This is a genomic window from Primorskyibacter flagellatus, assembly GCF_048268605.1.
Classification (GTDB): Bacteria; Pseudomonadota; Alphaproteobacteria; order Rhodobacterales; family Rhodobacteraceae; genus Primorskyibacter; species Primorskyibacter flagellatus.
In genome coordinates this window covers 1-17,053 of the sequence record NZ_JBLWVF010000034.1, presented here as the reverse complement: position 1 = coordinate 17,053, position 17,053 = coordinate 1, and the positions used below count along the sequence as shown (strand labels likewise).

The window sequence follows — 17,053 nt, the reverse complement described above, 5'->3', positions numbered from 1 at the left end:
TGCACACTTTCCCCATAGACCAATCCAAGACCGCCGCAGCTTCCTCCTTGGGAGGATTTCCAACGCGGGCCACAGTCAGCCCCTATGGAGATCTTGCGCCATGGCCCGCATCGAAAATCCTTCACCGTTGCTGCCGTTGCCCAGTGCCGCTTAATGCTGCGCCCGCAGCTCACATTGCCGTCATTCGCTGCGTGTGCGAAATTCGAGGATGCTCAAATCACAGTCTACGGACGAAGTTGCTGTTCATGAAAACCGCTTGAACGTCGGCTATCTTACGACCGAGGGGAAGAAGAAGCTCGGGCTGGACAAGAAGAAAGCGCGCTGGTGGTTCTGGTGGGCGAAGTTTCCACCGTCAACGACGACGAGACCGACAACATATTCCGCGAACCCATCGGCCGTTTTGCCGATATCGAAGAGGATGCCGAACCGGTGCATCTTCTGGTTAATGACTATCGGACCTGGCTGGGTTAGGCGATAATCGCAGCACCCCCGCGGCTTTCTCGAACTTCTATTCCGCGAAGCCGATTTGATGACTGAGGCTGTGCGCAAATTCGCCGTATCGGCGAGGTCCCTTACATCGCGGACAGCCCAGCATTGGCGTCCAACAGAAATTGGGAAAATATGGGGCTGCTGGCTGCGCCAATTTCGCGGGCGTTGACGCCGATGCTGCCTGCTTCGATCTTTGGGACAATCAGGCCCCGTGTGTCCTGATTGACCAGATACCGCCGCACGCGTTTAACCAGTTCCTCGCGGACCTCGTGCGGAAAGGCACCGTCAATCACAATGGCTTCGAAATCGAACACCGAACAAACGGACAGCGACGCCTTGGCCAGTTCCTGCGCCGTTTGGCCGATCCAAGGATCGACATAGCGGGTCAGCGTGCTCCAGTCCTGGGGCAGTCGCCAAAGGAGATCCGGGTTCAAACCTACTTCGATCAGCCGGGCTTCGAGCAGATGCAAAGAGGCGACATCGATCAATTGCTGGCTTTCCCCCAACGGACCGGTCGTACGCATCGAACCGAGCGCCCCGGCGTTTCCCTGGTTGCCGCCAAAGACAGTGTGGTTCAACACGATGCCGCCGCCAACGAAGGAGCCGATGAAGAAATAGGCATAGTCTCGGAACTCCTTGCCATGGCCATAAAGAAGTTCCGCCTGACAGGCGGCAGTGGCATCATTCAGCATGAAAACCGGCAGATCGCTGAACTGGGCAACCTGTTCCGCGAAATCGATATCTTTCCAGGATTGGAAACGTTCGGCTGCGATGCCGGTCAGGTTGTTCCATTTCCAAAGCTCGAACGGCGCGGCAATGCCAATGCCGCATACCCGGCTTTGCGTATCGGCGTCCAAGGACTGCATGATATCCGTGAGGCCCTGCTCGAGAAATCCGAATATGGTGTCTGGAAGCGGGTAATCATAGGTCGTGTGGAATTGCGCCCGCACCGCTCCGCCGAAATCCAACAGCAACAGATCGGCGCTGCGACGCCCGACCTTCAGCCCGAGCGAAAGGATTCCATCCGGGTTCAGTTCCATCGGGATCGAAGGTTTGCCAATTTTGCCGCGGGTAGGTTCGCCGCGCCGAAGAATTCCTTCGCCTTCCAGATTGCGCAGGATGGTGGAAATTGCCGGAGGCGAGAGCCCCATGCGCCGTGCCAGAACGACACCCGGCAGCCCGCCGTGCCGCTGTAGAATGGACAGAAGCAGCCGTTCATTGTGGTTGCGCACCCGGCCTTGGTTCACACCACCGCTCAAGCCTCTGATTTGATTTACATCCATGTGGTCGACCATATTCGTCTTCCCTCCATCTAAGGAAATACACCGGATCTGTTAATTAATAAAGTTAATTTATTTATTGACAGAGAAAGCAGAATCGTGAATTTTGGTTTGCAACCTGAAGCGACGATCCTGCTCAGGTCCGGATCAGGGAGGAGCTTGATCCGCATCGTTGAAGCACTTTTCCCGGGAGGAAACCATGAAATACCTGATGACCGCGTCCGCGCTTGCCCTGACAATCGTAGCTGGCGCCGCGTCTGCTGAATCGCACAGCACCTCGGCCTGTCTGATCACCAAGACCGACACCAATCCATTCTTCGTCAAGATGCGCGAAGGCGCGGCGGCCAAGGCCGAAGAGCTTGGCATCGAACTGAACACTTATGCCGGCAAGGTCGACGGCGACCATGAAACCCAGGTCGCAGCCATCGAGACCTGCATCGCCAATGGCGCCAAAGGCATCCTGCTGACCCCATCGGACCCAAGTTCGATTGCTCCGGTTGTCCAACAGGCCCGTGATGCGGGCATCCTCGTGATCGCTCTGGACACACCGCTGGATCCGATCGACTCGGCGGATATGACGTTTGCGACGGATAACTTTCTGGCCGGTGAATTGATCGGCAAATGGGCTGCTGCAGCGCTCGGCGACGAGGCTGCCAATGCCAAGATCGCGATGCTCGATCTGGCAGTCAGCCAACCGACTGTCGGCGTGCTGCGCGACCAGGGCTTCCTGCAAGGTTTCGGCATCGATCTGGGCGATCCCAACAGATGGGGTGACGAAGAAGACCCCCGCATCGTCGGCAATGACGTCACCGCAGGCAACGAAGAGGGTGGCCGCAAGGCGATGGAAAACCTTCTGGCCTCTGATCCGATGATCAACGTGGTTTATACGATCAACGAGCCTGCCGCCGCCGGTGCCTATGAGGCGCTGAAAGCCTTTGGCCGCGAAAACGACGTGTTGATTGTATCTGTCGATGGTGGTTGTCCTGGCGTGGCCAACGTCAAGGATGGCGTAATTGGTGCGACTTCGCAGCAATACCCGCTGCTGATGGCGTCCAAGGGGATCGAGGCGATTGCCGCGTTCGCCGCCGACGGCACCAAGCCAGTGGCATCCGAAGGCAAGGACTTCTTTGACACCGGTGTGACCCTGATCACCGACCGGCCGGTTGACGGCGTCGACAGCATCGACTCCGCCGAAGGTGCCAAGCTCTGCTGGGGCTGACACACATCTGATGCTTCGTTGACGCCTCGGAAAAGGCGGGCTCTGCCCCGCCTTTCCTCCTGGGGCTGCCCGCAACAATGACTGGGAGGAAACAATGTCACAGTCAGATGATTTCGAGACTGCCACAAAGAGTGCGAAGTCTGAGGTGGCGTCTTTTGACGACCACAGCAAGGGTCTGGTCGGACGGTTCCACCATGCGCTTCACACCACCCCGGCGCTGGTGCCGCTGATTGTTCTGGTTGCTGCCATTGTAATTTTTGGATTGCTTTTGGGTAGCAAGTTCTTTTCACCGTTCGCCCTGACCCTGATCCTGCAACAGGTGCAGATCGTCGGGATCGTCGCGGCGGCACAAAGCCTGGTGATCCTGACCGCCGGTATTGACCTGAGCGTTGGCGCGATTGCTGTAATCTCTTCGGTTATCATGGGCCAGTTCACGTTTCGTTATGGCCTGCCGCCCACCATAGCGGTTGCCTGCGGTCTGGCCGTTGGCACCGCCATTGGCGCACTGAACGGTTGGCTGATCGCGCGAATGAAGCTGCCGCCCTTCATCGTCACGCTGGGCATGTGGCAGATCGTGCTGGCTGCCAACTTCCTTTATTCCGCCAATGAAACGATCCGAAGCCAAGACATCGCCGAAAATGCGCCTTTGCTGCAGCTGATGGGCGCGAAATTCAACGTTGGCGGTGCTGTGTTTACCGTTGGTGTTGTGTTCATGCTGCTGCTGGTTTTGGTGCTGGCTTACGTGCTGCGCCACACCGCCTGGGGCCGGCACGTCTATGCCGTCGGCGATGACGCCGAAGCGGCTGAACTTTCTGGTGTCAACGTCAAGAAGGTGCTGATTTCTGTTTATGCTCTTGCTGGCCTCATCTGCGCCTTCGCTGGCTGGGCTCTAATTGGCCGCATCGGATCAGTGTCACCGACCTCGGGCCAGTTGCTGAACATCGAAAGCATCACAGCCGTTGTGATTGGGGGTATCTCGCTGTTTGGCGGGCGCGGTTCGATCATGGGCACGTTCTTTGGTGCGCTGATTGTGGGCGTGTTCACCCTTGGCCTGCGCCTTCTGGGGGCCGACGCACAGTGGACGTTCCTCTTGATCGGCGCTCTCATCATCGCGGCAGTCGCCGTCGACCAATGGATCAGAAAGGTAGCAGCATAATGTCGGATAACACACTTGTCGTCCAAGGCCGCAATATCGTGAAGCGGTATGGCCACGTGACCGCGATCGACCACTCGGACTTTGAACTGCGCAAAGGCGAGATCCTTGCTGTCATCGGAGACAATGGCGCCGGCAAATCCTCAATCGTCAAGGCGATCTGCGGTGCCACTATCCCCGACGAGGGCGAGATTCTGATCGAGGGCAAGCCAGTCAATTTCACCTCACCCATCGATGCCCGCAACATGGGGATCGAGATCGTCTATCAGCAACTCGCCATGTCACCTGCGCTGTCGATTGCCGACAACATGTTCATGGGCCGCGAAATCCGAAAGCCGGGCTTCATGGGTAAATACCTGCGCCAACTTGACCGTCCGGCGATGGAGACCTTCGCCCGCGACAAGCTGACCGAACTGGGCCTAATGACCGTGCAGTCGATCAATCAGGCGGTCGAGACGCTGTCGGGCGGTCAGCGTCAGGGCGTCGCGGTGGCTCGTGCTGCGGCCTTCGCCACAAAGTTTATCATCATGGATGAGCCCACAGCGGCGCTTGGGGTAAAGGAAAGCCGACGAGTGCTTGAACTGATCCAGGATGTTCGCGCGCGCGGGATTCCGATCATCCTGATCAGCCACAACATGCCGCATGTGTTCGAAGTTGCCGACCGGATTCATATTCACCGGTTGGGCAAGCGGCTCTGCACTGTCAATCCCAAGGACTATACGATGTCGGATGCCGTGGCCTTTATGACCGGCGCAAAAGAAGCGCCTGCTGAAGCGGCTTAACCAGCGGGCAGCGACTGCCCCGGAATCCTCGTGGATGCCATATTGGCTTCTCACAGGGGTGGTCGCAGCCGCGTAGTTGCGCTGGTCAGCTTACCGGCCAGTGGCAATTCCAAACTCCCCGATGCCAATGACCGCATCGGAGACCTGCGCTGCGTCGCGACAAGCGCTTTGCCGCACCCGCGAAGGTGAAAATCCCAAGGTCATTTTTGCCTCCCATAGCAGACATCTTTGTGAAGCGCAGCGAAGGTCGGCTTCCCGCCCGACCTGCTGGAGCTATGAAGGCTGGACAATAGCGCGGATCGAGTCCGCTTCGGGTTGCCTGCGGTAACCCATGGCCCAGCGGTAAGCTCCATCGCCGCGATCCACGTGTGGCCCATTGGGTTCCAGCGATGTGGCACTTCCGAGTTACGCAAGCTACATCATCCGCGCCATTGCTTCGGCTTGCTTGATGACCAGTTTAACGGCATCGGCCTGTAGATCGGGCGGGTAGCCAAAGTGGCGCAGGATCCTTTTGACGGAAACTCGCATCTTGGCGCGCACGTCGTCGCGCTGCCACCAATCGACCCCTGAATTTTCGCGAAGCGACTTGACCAACTCCGCAGCGATAATCTTGAGCTGATCGTTGTCCATCACTTCAACAGCACTCTCGTTTTGAGCCAAAGCATCATAAAAGCTACGCTCGGCTTCTGACATGTCGTCCTCGGGCTCGGCGCTCAGGTCTTTGGCCATGCCGATCAGTTCCTGGATAACCTGCAAGGCGTCGATGCTGCGATTGTGGTATCGCGCGATCGCGTTAGTCAGACGCTCTGAGAACTTCTGGTTTTGAACAACGTTGCCGCGGGTGCGGGCCTTGATCTCACCATTCAAAAGCTTCTTCAAAGCTTCGACGGCCAAATTTCGGTGCTGCATGTTCTGAATTTCGTGAAGAAACTCGTCCGACAAAACGCTGATATCGGGTCTGTCAAAGCCACAGGCTTCCAGGATGTCAACGACCTCAGTCGACGCCACAGCTCGGTTCAAGAGCTGTTCGATGGCGAAATCCGGCGAGGAGTTGCGCCCCTTGCCGCCTTTCACGTCCAATTTTTGCAGTGCCGCGCGAACAGCCAGGAAAAAGGCGACCTCTTCGGCGTTTTCAGCGGCCTCGTACGATCCGGCCGACAGCTTGAAGGACTTGGCCAAAGCGGCAACAACATCATGGAACCGCTTGCCGAAATCCTTGTCCCCTTCCTTGCTGTCTTCACGCGCCCTCGTCAGCACATGATCCGCCGCCGCAGGCAGTATCTCGATCCGGTCAGCGGCTGTCCCGCCCAGAACACGTGAATAATCGAATCCATGAAAGAGCGCGCGCGCAACATCGAGGGCGCTCAGGAAGGCGGAGACTGCCTCTCTTTCATCCACGCCGGTATGTGCTTGATCGCCCTGTGAATAATGGGCCAGGGCCTTCTTCAGATCTGCGGCCAGCCCAATATAGTCGACAACCAAACCGGCTGGCTTTCCGGAGAACACCCGATTTACCCGTGCAATCGCCTGCATGAGGCCGTGACCCTTCATGGGCTTGTCGACGTAAAGCGTATGCATACAGGGCGCATCAAACCCTGTTAGCCACATGTCCCGAACGATGACGAGTTTCAGCGGGTCGGAGGTGTTCTTGTATCGCTTGCGCAGCGCTTCGAGCTTTGTCTTGCTCCTGATGTGCTGCTGAAACGCCAACGGATCAGTTGCGTTGCCGGTCATGACAACTTTGACCGCACCAGTCTCATCTGTATCAGAGTGCCAATCAGGATGGGCCGCAACGATCCGATCGTAGACTTCGACGCAGATCCGACGGCTCATGCAGACGATCATCGCTTTACCGTCAATCGCCTCAAGCCTGGCATCAAAATGCGCAAGGATGTCCTCGACAACAGCATCCAGACGCGGCCCTGCCCCAACAAGCTTTTCGATTTGAGACCATTTCTTTGCGGTGGCCGTTGCCTCGTTTTCTTCGAGCGCCTCGGTCGCTTCGTCGAACTCCTCATCAAGGCTTTCCTGAACGTCATCGGCGATTTCCACGCGCGCGACCCGACCTTCATAGTAAATCGGAACGGTGGCACCGTCTTCGACTGCTTGGGCAATGTCGTAGACGTCGATGTAATCCCCGAAAACAGATCGGGTATTTGCGCCGACCAATTCAACCGGCGTCCCGGTGAAGGCGACATAGACGGCATTGGGCAAGGCCGAGCGCAGGTGATGGGCCAACCCGTGGCGTACCTCGCCGGTTGCCTGGTCCATCTTGGCGTCAAACCCATACTGCGTCCGGTGCGCCTCATCGACCATGACGATGACATTCGACCGGTCAGTGAGTTCGGGAAAGGTTTCACCGCGCCCTGGCCGGAATTTCTGCACTGTCGAGAAGACGATGCCCCCGACCTGGCGGTTCAGCAGGGCCTTGAGATCATCAATGCTGTCCGCTTGCACGGGGTCTTCACCCAGCAAATCCCGACAGCGCCCAAAGGTCGTGTAGAGTTGATTGTCGAGATCATTGCGGTCTGTAAGCACCAAGACAGTCGGGTTCTCAAGTTCTTTCAGATGCATGGCCCTGCCAGCAAGGAACGTCATCAGCAGCGACTTTCCAGAGCCTTGGGTATGCCAGATCACACCGCCCTTACCATCGTCATCCCGCGCACTCAGGATTGAAGTCATGGCTTTCCGGACGGCATGGAACTGGTGATACCCGGCCGCTTTCTTGATCGGCCCCTTGCCGTCATCCTCAAACACGACGAACCAACGCAATAGATCAAGCAGAACAGCGCGGTTCAACAAGCCTTCGGTGAGCGTATTGAGGGCCAGCCCCTCGCGTTCGGACAAGATGGTTTCGCCGTCGACAGTCCGCCACCGCATGTAGCGATCCAGCCCCGCCGACAATGTCCCGTACCGCGCATTCAACCCATCGGAAATCACCGAAATCAGGGACGTACGGAACAGGTTGGGTATATCCTGCTTGTAGGTCTCGATCTGGTTGAACGCGGATTCAATGTCGGCCCCCTCGGTGCCCTTCAATTCAACTACCACCAAGGGTAGCCCGTTCAGGTAAATGACAATATCCGGGATCCGAGGCGTCCGGCCAACCATGTCTACCTGATTGAAAGCATGCCAGGCGTTCTCCTGATCGTCCCAATCCACAAGGCGTGCACGGTCGTTTCGTTCTTCTCCCTGACTGAAGTAGGTGATCGGAACGCCCCGTGTCATCAGCCCGTGCAGGCGGCGGTTCTCCGCAATCAGATCACCAGCAAAGACCTCATCCGTCACGCGCGCCATGACCTCTTGCACCGCACCATCCGGCAGATCCGGATTGAGCCGCTGCACGGCATTGGCCAGAACCTTACGAAGCACGGCATCATGGAAACTTCGGCGTTCAGGATCGCGCATTTCGGGCGATACCTCGGCACCGGAAGCGGCGGCGTATCCCAGCCCGGCCAGCTTTTCCATCATCCAGTCTTCGAGGTCGGATTCTGAATTCCAGGCCATCAGTCGTCGCCTTCCAAGTTCATTCTCGCTGCGAGCGCCTTGACCGGGTCTGAGAAGGTCGCATCCATCGTCCGATAATGCTCAACCAGCCAGTTAGTCATTTCCGACCAGCCTTCCTTGTTGTAGCCCTGCGCCGGGGTCTTGCAGACAATCATGCTGACCTTCTTGTCATCGATCCGTCGCCACTCCAGCGGCTCCCCTACAGCCCGCTCAAAGCGCTCTCTCTCTCTGCTAAGAGCTGATCAAAAAGCCATTTGTTTTCTTCTCGACTGGTTCGGTTTAACTGGAACTCAACGCGTATCTCCTGGCGAAGGAAGATGAGCGTGAGTGTGCAGCCTGACACCCCAATGCTTGAATGAATCCAGTGATCTCTCGATGGATTGATGTTTTGCCACCGTTCTAAACCCGCTTTCTTCATCGCTTCGAGAACCTCCGACCAGAACTCCAGCCGAGTCTGATGGGATCTTCGGAGCTCGCCTTTGGCCGATTTCTCTTCACTGTCCTTCTCCGCCATTCGGATCATGTAATCTGCGGCTTCTGGCGTCGGGATCACCTGTTGCAAGTCGATGAACAACTCTTCTTCGAACTTGTAGGGCATCACCTTGATGCAGCGCGCGTCGATCTGGTGTTCGCGCAGCCACAGCACTGTCGCCGTCACCTCGCGCCGGAAATTGGCCGCGATGAAAATGATCCTCTGATCAGTACCGTCATTCAGAACGACCTGATCCAAGGTATCCTCACCCAGGAACTCGCAGATGGTGCTTGCGGCGTCGCCAGAGCCGTGACGGTCCAGATACTGCTGAAAGATCCCCACAATTTCGGCCTTTTTCAAGCTGGAGCAATAGGCGGCGTATTTCAGGGCCTGCCAGACGACATCACGGCCGGAATCGTCCAGCTTGTTTTCGATGACCACCAACTGCCCGCTCTTGTCCAGCGCCAGCAGGTCGAGCCGTTCGCGGGTGCCGTCGAACCCGTCAAACTCCTTCTGGATGATCAGCAGACCATCCTCGCCCTCGCTCATCGCCTCACAGAGCGCATCGGGCATGGTGGCCAGCCATTCCTGCAGGTGTTCCCTCTCTCGGAACCCCACTTCGGAAAAACTGGTGCGTTCAAGCTTGCGTAGGCGGTTTGCGGAACGGTCAATTTGGAACATTGGATAACTTACTTGAGCTGGTCATTCTCTGCCTCAATGGCGCGCATGGCGTCATCCACCTTGACGCCGATCTTGGGGTCCTTGGACTGCGCCGACAGGGTCCGCCAGCGCGCCGCCTCGGGCACCCAGAAGATTCCGTCGGCCATGTATTCATCGACATCCTCTGCCACCTCCTGCCCCTCAGGCAAAAGCTCATCATACTTGCGTTGAAAGGCAATCGAGATGTAGCGCAGAAACAGCAGGCCCAAGGCCACGTGCTTGTATTCGCCCGGGTCCATGGACCCGCGCATCTTGTCCGCCGCAGCGAAGAGCGTCTTTTCGATTGTCATCTGATGTTCCTTCCTGACGCTGGCCCGCCAGATGGTTGAGTTCCTTGGTCTTCTTATTCACTGGATTTCGACGCGGGGCAATTCCAGCGGTCGATCAAGGGCAAGGAATTCCAAATGAATACGCCCACAAATTTCAGAAGAATTTTTTCTGCGCCAGATGTTTGGGTGCGTTTGAACATTTTCATCAAGGTTGGGCCGTAGTTTCAAGCGATACCGCGAATTAGGTTCCTTCAAATACGAAACCATTTCAGAGGAATATACCCCCATGCATGAGACGAGCGACAGGCGGGTTGACCCTGACGCCCACAGGGCTCGGTCTGGCAAGGTTTCCTTCCTGCCCGACGCCTACGGTGGCGGTCCTAGTGATGAAGAAATTTGATCAAAGCAATTTCCCCTGAGCATCGTCGCCCGGTTCTGCTTCTTGAACCGCATCGTCGTCGGCTTCGGTTTCGTGATTTTCCAAGTTCGGCAACGCAAACTGAAACTGGCCGGGTTGGACCTTTGGCTTCAGGGCGGCTCTGGTCTGGCTCACAGGGTGTGGCTCAACCTTCTCACCGGCCTGAATAACGTCCCTCAGATTCTCGACCTGTTTCTCCGCCGCCGCTGCCACTTCCTTCAACAGCTGAAGATACTTGTCCAGGTTTGCGCGCTGCTGGTCGGCGTCGGGGGCCTCTTCTTCGGCGGGTTTCTCAACCCTGTAAGCCGGTCGGCCTGCTTCCAGATCATCGAGGCGGTCAGCGGTGGCATCCCGCTCGGGGTAAGGTCCGGACTGGTCTATGTAGAGCTTGTTGAGATACGGGTCGTCGTAATAGACGATGGCCTTCGATTTCACCGGCATGTCACCGTCGATGACAAGCACAACATCATCCTTGCTCATCCGCCGCGCTTCGTCCTGGGTCAGCAAGGGGACTTCTTCTGTCCGCTCGGTCATGGTCGTGCGCTGGAAAAAGCCAACCTGCCGGGATTTCTGCACCCGCCGCTTCGTCGTCATCCCGCAGGCGTCTGACAGGTTCTCGATGGTCAGTTCCTCCGAGGGCGTCATGTAGGACTTGATCCCTGCACCGCCCTCAAGACTGAGCCGTTCGTTGCGGCCATAGATTTCATCGAGCTTCGGAATGGTCTGCGTGATGATCGCCAGCCGCCCGCCATAAGAGCGCAGCGTCGTGATCGAGTCGGCCACGATCGGCATTTTCCCGAGCTTGTGAAACTCGTCCATGATGATCATGACCGGCCATGGCTCTGTCTCCGGGTCGGGTTCGTGATGCTCCAGCGTGGCAATCAGATCCGAGAAGAACAGGCGGATGAGGCCCGCCAGGGGCTCTATGTCCTGCGCTCTGATCGTCAAAAAGACGCTGTGCGGCTCCTTGCGCAGCGCGTCGAAGTCGAAATCGCTGGTGTTTGTCATCCGGTCGAAATGCTCGTTCTTCCACGGATCGAGGCCGGAATTGTTGAGCAAGGAGATGAAACTGGACAGGGTCTTTTCGTTCATCTTGCTCAGCGACGTCCAGATGAGCTTCACCGCCTTGTGTTTGGCTTCAATCGCGTAGAGCGCATATTGCGGACCAAACTCATTCCCGCCGCCGTTCACGATCCGGTAGATCTCTCCCATCGTGGGCGTGCCACGCTGAAAGGCCAGCATTCCGGCCGCGATGAAGGCGGTGATCCCGCCCCTGAGCAGGCTTTGGTTGGCGGGGTTTTCGGTTTGCAGAAACAGGTTCGCCATCTTGTCCAGCTCGAACATCCGCTGGTCTTCGTTGGGCATCTCGTAAATCCGCAAGAGCGGGTTGTAGCGATGCGACCTGACCTTGAAGTTCGTCGGCGCAAAGCGGAACACCTTGTCGCCCATTGCCACGCGGCGACGGGCGGTCTTCTCGAAATTCTCGCCCTTCACATCGAGCGTCACCGTCGAGCCTTTGAAGGTCAGCAGATTGGGGATCACGAACCCCCTGCCCTTCCCCCGGCCGGTTGGTGCGACGATCATGCAATGCGGATACTGCTTCGAACAGATGAAGGGCGCGTTCGAGGTCTTGCCAGCGGTCTTCGCCAGAAGGAACCCGCTCCCCGGCGTCTCCAGCATCTTGCTCCGCCGCAGCTCGGCCTTGCTCTGCCAATGCGTGACGCCGAAGGTTGAAAGAGACTCGCTCACCACCGCCAGCGCAAGCCCCAGCCCCGCGATGACCCCGCCGCCCAGAATGACGAAGGACATATCGGCCGCGGCCGGGAAGTTGGCGCGCAACCACCAGAAATTCTGAACAAAGAAGAGATGGTCGACGCCCCGGTCGAACACCCAGGCCAGATAGACACCCACCATGAGGTAGGCCAGAGACAGGCCCACAAGAGAAAACAGAAGGTATCCCATAAACAGCCGTTTCATGACACCTTCCTCCTATTCGTGCACGTAGTCGTCTTCTTCACGTCCCCGGAACCGGTCCTCGACAACCCGCACGCGCGCCTCATGCAGCACCCGTTCATTGATCGGGCTTCCGCGCCGGATCTCATCGTCAAGGACTTCCAGGGCCAGGTAGTTCTGCTCGGTCGGATCGTCCGTCACCTCTGCCAATGCCTCGATGCGGCCCGCCTTGATCTCTTCGATCTGCAAGTCGCTCAGCTGACCCCGAACGCAAGCCGCAAGGGCGGCGCGTTCCTCGACCGATCCGATTTCCATGCCGCGGCTGCGGCGCAGCAAGGCATCTTCCAGCTGCTGAAGTCGTCTTACGGCCGCACGGTCGGCAGGGGCCTCCCGCTTCTGTTCAAGATCCGCTTCCTCCAGCGTTTCTTCGCGATCTGCGACGATGTAGCGCCGCTGATCTTCGGGAACATAGCTGCCAGGCGGGGTCACACTGTCTGTGGAGACGTCCCAGGCGCGGGACGCAAGCTCCGCATGAAACGACGATCTGGCCGCGTAAGCCTCAAAGGCAGAGCGGGCCTGATCGACCTGCTCCCGCCCATAATCGCGGATAACGGGATCATCCGAAGACCCGTAGTTGAAGTCGGTTTGGGCAAACCGCCGCTCCAGCACTTCAAAGTCGCGGCGTTCCTCGGGGGCAAGCTCAGCAAGCGCGGGATAGGTGTCGATCCGCTGGGTAACCGCGTCTTCAATCTCGAAACTGCGCTCGGAAATATACGCCTTCGAATGGCCTTGCGCCTTCAGGCGGGCCACTTCGGCTGTGATCCCGTCCAAAATCGCTTCCGAGCGCGCTTTCTCTACAATGTCTTCGGAATTCCATTCCTCACGGGTTTGGGCGGCGATCCCTTCGATGCCCGCCTGCGCGCGCAAAGCGTCCGCCTCCGCACGTGCATCTGTCTCTACGCGGAACCGGTCATTTACCTCTTCGAGAACTGCGTCCTCGGGGGTCTCATGCAAGACATTGGCCTCTTCCAGAGCCTGTCGAAGCACGTGATATTTCTCCGAGAGAGTGGCAACCGCCTGTTCCCGCTGGGCGTCGTCATAGAGATCGAGATTGCGCGCCGCCGCAAATTTGTGAACGTCACTGCTGGTCCACGCCCTTTCCAGATATTCGCGCTCCGCACCGACCTCGATCCGCGCCAGAACCTCGTCTGTGTTGATCCCGGTCCCGTCCAGAATCTCACCCACCTGCTGACGCAGCTGCGGTGTAGACAATCCTTCGGCATCCTTGAGCAGACCCGCATGGTAGGGACTGACCTCACCGGGGGCCACGCGCAGCAATTGCGACGCAGCACTGCCCGGGTTGACGACAGACAGCTCTGCCATGATCTCGATCACCCTTTGCTGATACCCCGGCCTCAGAGCCGGATCAGCCTTGTTGATCTCTACCTGCAAGTCATTGAGCGTTTCATCGAGGGCGTGCAACCTTGCATCCAGCACCTCGGCTTCGGACAGAACAATATCTGTGTCTTCAGCGGCCATGGCCCTTCCTCCGAGAATGGTTTCACCGTTTCGGAGCAATATCTCGGCGCGCTGCAACGCCCGTGAAATGGTCGGCAGGTGATCTTGTGCAGCAAGGACCGACAATGCTCCGACGATATCGGCCCGCTCTTCAATCTGTCCCAGGGCAAATGCGAGATCCGGACCCGTCCGGACCCGCTCCCGAGGCTCCCGCCCCTGTACCTTGGCGTCGTAAATCTCTCTGGTCGTTGGCGCGCGGTGCACCAGACCTTTGTCAAACCGGCTCTCGGACGCCATGTGGACGCCAAGCGCCTCGCCATGCGCAACCATCGCCTCGCGAAACCCCTGATAGGACATGTCCGTGCCCTGGCGGAGCGTCAGCAACCGGTTGTCGCTGCCCCGCCTGTTGACGATCACATGCACATGCGGATGGTCGCGGTCCGTGTGCAGCCCCGCGACGTAATCGTATCTGACCTTGCCGGACTGAAACTTCTCTTCGCAGACCGCCTTGGAAATCGCGGCGACGTCATCGGGGCTGGTGCCGATCGGGTAGCTCAGCAAAAGATGGCTGGTATAGCCGGTAGAGGCCGTGCCCCACCAATCGACCGACCACTGCCGCGTCACCCGGTTCATGTCGGCGTTGGAGAGCGTGTCCTGACCCTCATAGCGGCCTTGGGAATCCAGCACCCGCTCGGCCTTGGAGAACACGTAGTCGAGCTGCCCCTTGAGCCCTTTGCGGTCTGCGCAGCCGCCTTTCTTGATCAGCTTGAACACGGCGGACGGCCGCCCCGCGGTGGCCCGCACCAGGTTGCGCGACCTCGATCCAGCCCCGCGCCCATGCCGGTTGTTGTAGCGATAGGGTCCCCGCGCAGGCCGGTCGACCAGCCGCCCCATAATGGCATCTACGGGAGAGATCTCATAGCGCATCGTCGCCCTCCGCAATCATTCGGCTCAGCACATCCGACCGCTTCTGGCTGCGCCCCAGCAAGGCGACCAGCGCCCGGCGCACCTCGATCACCTCGTCATGCAGCGCGTAGATCTGTGCCAACTCCCTGGCCGACGGCTCCGCACGCCCCAGCTTCTTCATCGACGCGCTCATGTCGCGGGCAACCTGGTTGAGATTGCCCCCCGCCCGGTCAAACGATGCCTTCACCGCCGAGAGCTCGGTCGAAACCTCTCCATCAAGTTCCGGAAAAGACAGTGCCGCGCGGATCACCGCGCGCAGAAACTCCGACCGATTGCGAAACTTCAGACGCCGCGCCGCCTCCTCCATCTCCAGAAGCTCCTTCTCCGAGATGCGAACACTCACCGAAGGCCCTGCCCGGCTCTCATCGGTCAACGCGACCCGCCGCCGCTCCAACCGGCTGACGGTCGAGCGATGGACGCCAAAATCCCGCGCAATGTCGGCCTGGCTGACCCCTTGCCGGAGCAACCGGAAAATCTGGTCTCTTTGTTGAGCTTTCAGCTTCTTCATCGGTGCGTCACCGGCCTGGCACATGTTGTTGCGTATGCAATGCACATATCCTGCATTTGAAAGAATACGCCGTTGAGCGCCGCGAATCAACCTTGGGTTGACTCGGCGCGAGAGTATTCTTTCTCGGTCGGGAACCGACCGAACGACCGCCAATGCGGTCGCAAAAACAAAGACAGTCGCGGCCAGGGCCGCGCCAATTTGCTTGGGAAGGGGTGAGGGAGATGTTGGGATGGACGCAGATGCTGGGGTTCGGAAAGACGGCGAGGACAGCTGCAGCTTGGGACAACTGGTCAGCTCGCCAACGACGCACGGGTCGATGGATCACGACCGGCATGGTCACTGCTACACGGCATAACAGGTCACTGCTTGGCAGGTCATTAATCACTATCTGCTAAGCCACTCGGCAACAGATCACTGCCTAGCAAACCACTAGTCAACAGATCACTGGTCACAAGCTGTCGGGTTTGATAGCGTGCGGAAGAACATATTCCTACTGAACAGGTGGTGAGGATCCGAGATGGCGGACGGTGAGGCGGACTTCAATCTTCCCGTGATCACGGCTTTCAGCTTCAAGTGTCAACGCCGAGTTAAAAATCCCCAGAAGTGCCGAAGTAAAATTCCCCACTTGCACGGGTCCGGTGATCAGCCGGTTTCAGTGATCTGAGGCTCCGCTATTGGTTTTTGGCGGCCGGCCGCGCCGCTTCGGCGGCGGTGGCGGGGTGATGGGTGCGTTGGCCCGGACATGCTCGGGAATGAGGTCGGCATGGCTGCGGAGCCGGTAACTGGCGCCCTCGATCTGGATGACCACGGCGTGGTGCAGCAGCCGGTCGAGTAGCGCTGTCGCGACGACCGGGTCGCCGAAGACCTCGCCCCATTCCGCGAAGCCACGGTTCGAGGTGAGGATCATGGCGCCTTTCTCGTAGCGGGCGTTGACGAGCTGGAAGAACAGGTTGGCGCCGCCTGTGGTGATCGGCAGGTAGCCGATCTCATCGACGATCAGCAAAGAGGCCCGGGTATAGAAGCGGATCTTCTCGGTCAGTCGGCCCTCGCGTTCGGCCTGGCTCAGCGCCGTGATCAGGTCGGCCAGGGTGGCGCGATAAACGCTTTTGCCGGCCTTGACCGCGGCAACGCCGAGGGCCGTGGCCAGGTGCGACTTGCCGGTGCCCGGCGGTCCGAGGAAGTGGACGACCTCGGCCCGCCGGATGAAGTCCAGCTGGGCCAGAGCCGCGATCCGTTCGCGGTCGAGCGACGGCTGGAAGCTGAAGTCGAAGCCTTCGAGCGTCTTAACGGGCAGGAGCTTGGCGGTGCGCAGGGCCACGTCGATCCGGCGCGTCTCCCGTGTCGCGTATTCCTCACTCAGGAGCGTGTCGATGGCCTCGATCGCGGTGATCTCGCCTTTCTCCAGTTGCCGCAGCGTGTGATCGAGGGCTTCGAGCGCGCGCGGCATCTTCAGCCCGACCAGGGCGCCGCGGATCCGGTCCAGAAGATCGCTCATGACCGTGTCCCCTCGGCCGACAGGCGCTGGCCAACCGCACCGTAGAAGTCGAGCGGCCGGCGCAGCCCCTGCGAGGACCGCGACGGGGATGGCCTTGGCGGTGGTGCCTTGCGATGCGCCGGATCGACGCGGCGCCGGGCCTTGCCTGCCAGCACCGGATGGCGGGCGATCAGTTGGCCATCTTCGAAGATCCGCAACTCGGTGGCGTGATGCTGGACCTCGAGTGTTGGGTCCATCGGCATAAAGGTACGCGAGGTCCCACAGGAATGTTCGTGTTTTCAGTCCCTTTGGATTTGCGGGGCGA

At 58.8% G+C, this 17,053-nt stretch carries 13 protein-coding genes and 1 pseudogene; 4 read left to right on the top strand and 10 right to left on the bottom strand.

Annotation, left to right across the window (positions count from 1 at the left end; genetic code table 11):
* Positions 1-327: 327 nt before the first annotated feature.
* Positions 328-471, top strand: a pseudogene (locus ACN0WV_RS18785) (D-lyxose/D-mannose family sugar isomerase); the annotation flags it as partial.
* Positions 472-572: 101 nt separating this feature from the next.
* Here the strand turns inward: ACN0WV_RS18785 and ACN0WV_RS18780 are convergent.
* Positions 573-1,772 carry an ROK family transcriptional regulator gene (locus tag ACN0WV_RS18780; RefSeq protein ID WP_417607788.1) on the bottom strand — a complete coding sequence of 400 codons (1,200 nt, stop codon included), beginning with the start codon at positions 1,770-1,772 and terminating at the stop codon, positions 573-575.
* A 196-nt stretch (positions 1,773-1,968) separates the two neighbouring features.
* On the opposite strand from ACN0WV_RS18780, the gene ACN0WV_RS18775 reads away from it, so the two are divergent.
* From ACN0WV_RS18775 to ACN0WV_RS18765, 3 genes are all read left to right on the top strand, one after another.
* On the top strand, positions 1,969-2,988 hold the full coding sequence (locus ACN0WV_RS18775; RefSeq protein ID WP_417607784.1) for a sugar ABC transporter substrate-binding protein: 1,020 nt from the start codon (positions 1,969-1,971) through the stop codon (positions 2,986-2,988).
* A gap of 94 nt (positions 2,989-3,082) precedes the next feature.
* Entirely contained in the window at positions 3,083-4,144 is a 1,062-nt protein-coding gene (locus tag ACN0WV_RS18770) for an ABC transporter permease (protein WP_417607782.1), read from the top strand.
* Complete coding sequence (locus ACN0WV_RS18765; protein WP_417607780.1) at positions 4,120-4,923, top strand: ATP-binding cassette domain-containing protein; 804 nt, start codon at positions 4,120-4,122, stop codon at positions 4,921-4,923. Before ACN0WV_RS18770 ends, ACN0WV_RS18765 begins: the two co-directional genes overlap by 25 nt.
* Positions 4,924-5,337: 414 nt before the next feature.
* Here ACN0WV_RS18765 and ACN0WV_RS18760 read toward each other — a convergent pair whose 3' ends face one another.
* The 9 genes from ACN0WV_RS18760 to ACN0WV_RS18720 form a co-directional block, all read right to left on the bottom strand.
* Positions 5,338-8,430 (bottom strand): type I restriction endonuclease subunit R, encoded by a 3,093-nt coding sequence (locus ACN0WV_RS18760; protein ID WP_417607778.1) that lies wholly within the window; start codon positions 8,428-8,430, stop codon positions 5,338-5,340.
* The gene (locus ACN0WV_RS18755; protein WP_417607786.1) at positions 8,430-8,606 is read right to left on the bottom strand and encodes a hypothetical protein; all 177 of its coding nucleotides are present in this window, start codon (positions 8,604-8,606) and stop codon (positions 8,430-8,432) included. Before ACN0WV_RS18755 ends, ACN0WV_RS18760 begins: the two co-directional genes overlap by 1 nt.
* Before the next feature lie 23 nt (positions 8,607-8,629).
* Positions 8,630-9,583: a DUF4268 domain-containing protein gene (locus ACN0WV_RS18750; protein WP_417607776.1), complete on the bottom strand. Its 954-nt coding sequence runs from the start codon at positions 9,581-9,583 to the stop codon at positions 8,630-8,632.
* 8 nt (positions 9,584-9,591) lie between these two features.
* On the bottom strand, positions 9,592-9,912 hold the full coding sequence (locus ACN0WV_RS18745; RefSeq protein WP_417607774.1) for a type I restriction-modification system subunit M N-terminal domain-containing protein: 321 nt from the start codon (positions 9,910-9,912) through the stop codon (positions 9,592-9,594).
* A 379-nt stretch (positions 9,913-10,291) separates the two neighbouring features.
* Positions 10,292-12,286 carry a type IV secretory system conjugative DNA transfer family protein gene (locus ACN0WV_RS18740; protein WP_417607772.1) on the bottom strand — a complete coding sequence of 665 codons (1,995 nt, stop codon included), beginning with the start codon at positions 12,284-12,286 and terminating at the stop codon, positions 10,292-10,294.
* A gap of 12 nt (positions 12,287-12,298) precedes the next feature.
* On the bottom strand, positions 12,299-14,707 hold the full coding sequence (locus ACN0WV_RS18735) for a relaxase/mobilization nuclease domain-containing protein (RefSeq protein ID WP_417607770.1): 2,409 nt from the start codon (positions 14,705-14,707) through the stop codon (positions 12,299-12,301).
* A complete protein-coding gene (locus ACN0WV_RS18730) occupies positions 14,697-15,254 on the bottom strand; it encodes a helix-turn-helix domain-containing protein (RefSeq protein ID WP_417607769.1) in 558 nt (185 codons plus the stop codon). Before ACN0WV_RS18730 ends, ACN0WV_RS18735 begins: the two co-directional genes overlap by 11 nt.
* A 652-nt stretch (positions 15,255-15,906) precedes the next feature.
* On the bottom strand, positions 15,907-16,749 hold the full coding sequence (gene istB, locus ACN0WV_RS18725; protein WP_417607768.1) for an IS21-like element helper ATPase IstB: 843 nt from the start codon (positions 16,747-16,749) through the stop codon (positions 15,907-15,909).
* Positions 16,746-16,985 (bottom strand): hypothetical protein, encoded by a 240-nt coding sequence (locus ACN0WV_RS18720; protein ID WP_417607766.1) that lies wholly within the window; start codon positions 16,983-16,985, stop codon positions 16,746-16,748. Before ACN0WV_RS18720 ends, istB begins: the two co-directional genes overlap by 4 nt.
* Positions 16,986-17,053 lie beyond the last annotated feature (68 nt).